Origin of the sequence: Micromonospora sp. NBS 11-29 (assembly GCF_002140155.1) — a bacterium.
Taxonomy (GTDB): Bacteria; Actinomycetota; Actinomycetes; order Mycobacteriales; family Micromonosporaceae; genus Micromonospora.
The window spans coordinates 1-3,264 of the sequence record NZ_NAPR01000019.1; the positions used below are offsets into that span (position 1 = coordinate 1).

Here is a 3,264-nt window from a genome sequence, read left to right on the forward strand (position 1 = left end):
GCGCGGTGGCACCGGCCCGGCCGGGCTGCCCGCCGCCGGCCTCGACGCGGTCGACCACCCGCTGCTGCACGCCGTGGCCGACCTGCCCGGCGACGACGGGCTGCTGTTCACCGGCCGGATCTCCCTGGCCACCCATCCCTGGCTGGCCGACCACGCCGTGCTCGGCACCGTCCTGCTCCCCGGCACCGCCCTGGTCGAACTGGCCTCCTGGAGCGGACGCGCCGTCGACACCGCCCACGTCACCGAACTGGTCCTGGAAGCGCCGCTGGTCGTCCCGCCCACCGGCGGCGTCGACCTGCGCGTCCGCGTCGGCGCCGCCGACGGCGACGGCAGCCGGCCGGTCGCCATCCACTCCCACGTCGACGACGACGGCGAAACGTCGGGCGGCGGCCGGACCTGGCAGCGGCACGCCACCGGCCTGCTCGCCCCCACCCGGCCGGTCACCGTCACCGCCGGCGGCGCCTGGCCGCCCGCCGACGCCGAACCGATCCCGCTGGACACGCTCTACCCGCACCTCACCGAGCAGGGCTACGGCTACGGGCCGGTGTTCCAGGCGCTGCGCGCCGCCTGGCGCAGCGGCGACCACCTGCTCGCCGAGGTGGCACTCGACGCCGACGCGCCGACCGACCCGTTCACCCTGCACCCGGCGCTGCTCGACGCCGCCCTGCACACCATCGGCGCCGACGCGCTGCACCGCGCCACCACGGCCCCGACCGCCACCGCCGCACCGGCCACCGCCGGTGGTTCCGCGACCGCCGGTTCCGCGCCCGGCCAGGACCCGACCGCCGCACCGGCCGCCGGACCCGGGCTGCCGTTCTCCTGGACCGGCCTGGCGATCCACCCCACCCGGGCCCGCGAGCTGCGGGTCCGGCTCACCCCGACCGAGGGCGCGGTCGCCGCCGCCGTCACCGACACCGGCGGCACGCCGGTCGCCTCCCTCGACGCGCTCGTGCTGCGCCCGATCAGCGCCGACCAGCTCGACACCGCCCGCCGGGCCGCCGCCCGGTCGCTGCACCGCCTCGACTGGACCACCCCCGAGGCGGGCAGCGGGCGCGCCNCCGGGACCTGGACGACCTGGTCGCGGCCGTGACCGGCGGCGCCGCCCGGCCGGACGCGGTGATCGCCACCTGCCTCGGGCAGCGCGCCGACGAACCCGACCCGGCCCGCGCCGCGCACCTGGTCAGCCACGACACGCTGGCGCTGGCGCAGAACTGGCTCACCCGCGACCCGCTCGCCGGGACCCCGCTGGTCGTGGTCACCCGAGGGGCGGTCGCGGTCGACGCCGACGACCGGCCCACCGACCTGCCCGCCGCCACCGCCTGGGGGCTGATCCGCTCCGCCCAGTCCGAGAACCCGGGCCGGTTCGTGCTGCTCGACCTCGACGACGACCCCCGCTCCACGGTGGCGCTGCCGGCCGCGGTGGGCGCCGGCGAGCCGCAGCTCGCGCTGCGCGCCGGCCAACTCCGGGTACCCCGGCTGGTCCGCCTCGGCCCGCCGCCGGAGCGGCCCGAACCGGACCTGTCCGCCGGCACCGTCCTGGTCACCGGCGCGACCGGCGCGCTCGGCCGGCTCGTCGCCCGCCACCTGGTCACCCGGCACGACGTGCCGCGGCTGCTGCTGGTCAGCCGCAGCGGCCCGGACGCGCCCGGCGCGGCCGACCTGGTCGCCGAGCTGACCGCGCTCGGCGCGGATGCGCAGGTCGTCGCCGCCGACGTCACCGACCGGGACGCGCTCGCCGTGCTGCTCGACGAGATCCCCGCCGACCGGCCGCTGGTCGGCGTGGTGCACGCCGCCGGCATCCTCGACGACGGCGTGCTGCCCGCGCTGACCCCGGCCCGGTTCGACACCGTCCTCGCGCCGAAGGTCGACGCCGCCTGGCACCTGCACGAGCTGACCGAGAAACTCGACCTCGCCGCGTTCGTGCTGTTCTCCTCCGCCGCCGGGCTGTTCGGCGGCCCCGGCCAGGCCAACCACGCCGCCGCGAACGCCTTCCTCGACGCGCTCGCCCACCACCGCCGGGCGCGCGGGCTCGCCGTCACGTCCATGGCCTGGGGGCCGTGGGCCAACCCGGACGGGCCCGGCGGGCCGCAGGGGCACGTCGACGAGGAGCGGATGAGCCGGGCCGGCTTCCGTCCGCTCGGCCCGGACGAGGGCATGGCGCTGTTCAGCGAGGGCCTGCGCCACGACGAGCCGGCGATCGCGCCGGTCAGCCTGGACCACGCGGTGCTCGGCCGCTTCGGCCCCGCGCTGCCCCGCCTGCTGCACGGCCTGGTGCGTACCGCCGGCGCCGGACCCGCGGCGAGCCCGACCGGCGACGCGGCGGCGCTGCGCGACACGCTCGCCGCCACCGCCGAGGCGGACCGCGACCGGGTGCTGTCCGACCTGGTCCGCACGCACGCGGCGGCGGTCCTCGGCTACGCCTCGATCCGCGACGTGGACGCCGACAAGGGCTTCGTCGAGCTGGGCTTCGACTCGCTGACCGCGGTGGAGTTCCGCAACCGGCTCAGCGCCGCCACCGGCCTGCGCCTGCCGTCCACCCTGATCTACGACCGGCCCACCACCGCCGCCATGGTCACCCACCTGCGCGGCGCGCTGCTCGCCGAGCGGAGCACCTCCGCGCTGTCCGTGCTCGGCGAGCTGAACAAGCTGGAGGGCGCGATGCGCGCCATCGCCGCCGACGACACCGACCGCGCCGCCGTCGCCGCCCGGCTGCGGGAACTGCTCTCGCTCTGGACGTACGCCGAGGGCGGCGCCGACGACCCCGACGCGGGCGACGGCAACCTCAGCTCCGCCAGCGCCGAGGAGCTGTTCCACCTGCTCGACGACGAACTCGGAACCGCCTGAGATGCCCCGGACCTCTGATCCCGATACGGAGCGCCCCGATGCCCACTGAGGCAGAGTTCCTCGACTACCTTCGACGCGCCACGACCGACCTGCGCGAGGCGCGGCGGCGGGTACGCGAGGTGGAGGCCAAGGACCGCGAGCCGATGGCCATCGTCGGCATGGCCTGCCGCTACCCGGGTGGCGTGCACGGCCCGGACGCGTTGTGGCAGCTCGTCGCCGACGGCCGCGACGGGGTGGGCGACTTCCCCACCGACCGGGGCTGGGACCTGGAGCGGCTCTTCTCCGTCGACCCGGACAACCCCGGCACCTCCTACACCGACAAGGGCGGCTTCCTCTACGAGGCCACCGCGTTCGACCCCGCCTTCTTCGGCATCTCGCCCCGCGAGGCGCTCGCCATGGACCCGCAGCAGCGGCTGCTGC

3 protein-coding genes are annotated in these 3,264 nt (G+C 77.4%); all 3 read left to right on the forward strand.

What is annotated here, in order from left to right:
• The first annotated feature begins 73 nt into the window (after positions 1-73).
• On the forward strand, positions 74-1,090 hold the full coding sequence (locus B1205_RS32140) for a polyketide synthase dehydratase domain-containing protein (protein ID WP_441338541.1): 1,017 nt from the start codon (positions 74-76) through the stop codon (positions 1,088-1,090).
• Positions 1,087-2,844 carry a type I polyketide synthase gene (locus tag B1205_RS32145; RefSeq protein WP_254910132.1) on the forward strand — a complete coding sequence of 586 codons (1,758 nt, stop codon included), beginning with the start codon at positions 1,087-1,089 and terminating at the stop codon, positions 2,842-2,844. The genes B1205_RS32140 and B1205_RS32145 overlap by 4 nt, the downstream gene beginning before the upstream one ends.
• Before the next feature lie 23 nt (positions 2,845-2,867).
• A partial coding sequence (locus tag B1205_RS32150) for a beta-ketoacyl synthase N-terminal-like domain-containing protein (protein ID WP_441338542.1) occupies positions 2,868-3,264 on the forward strand: 397 nt, incomplete at its 3' end.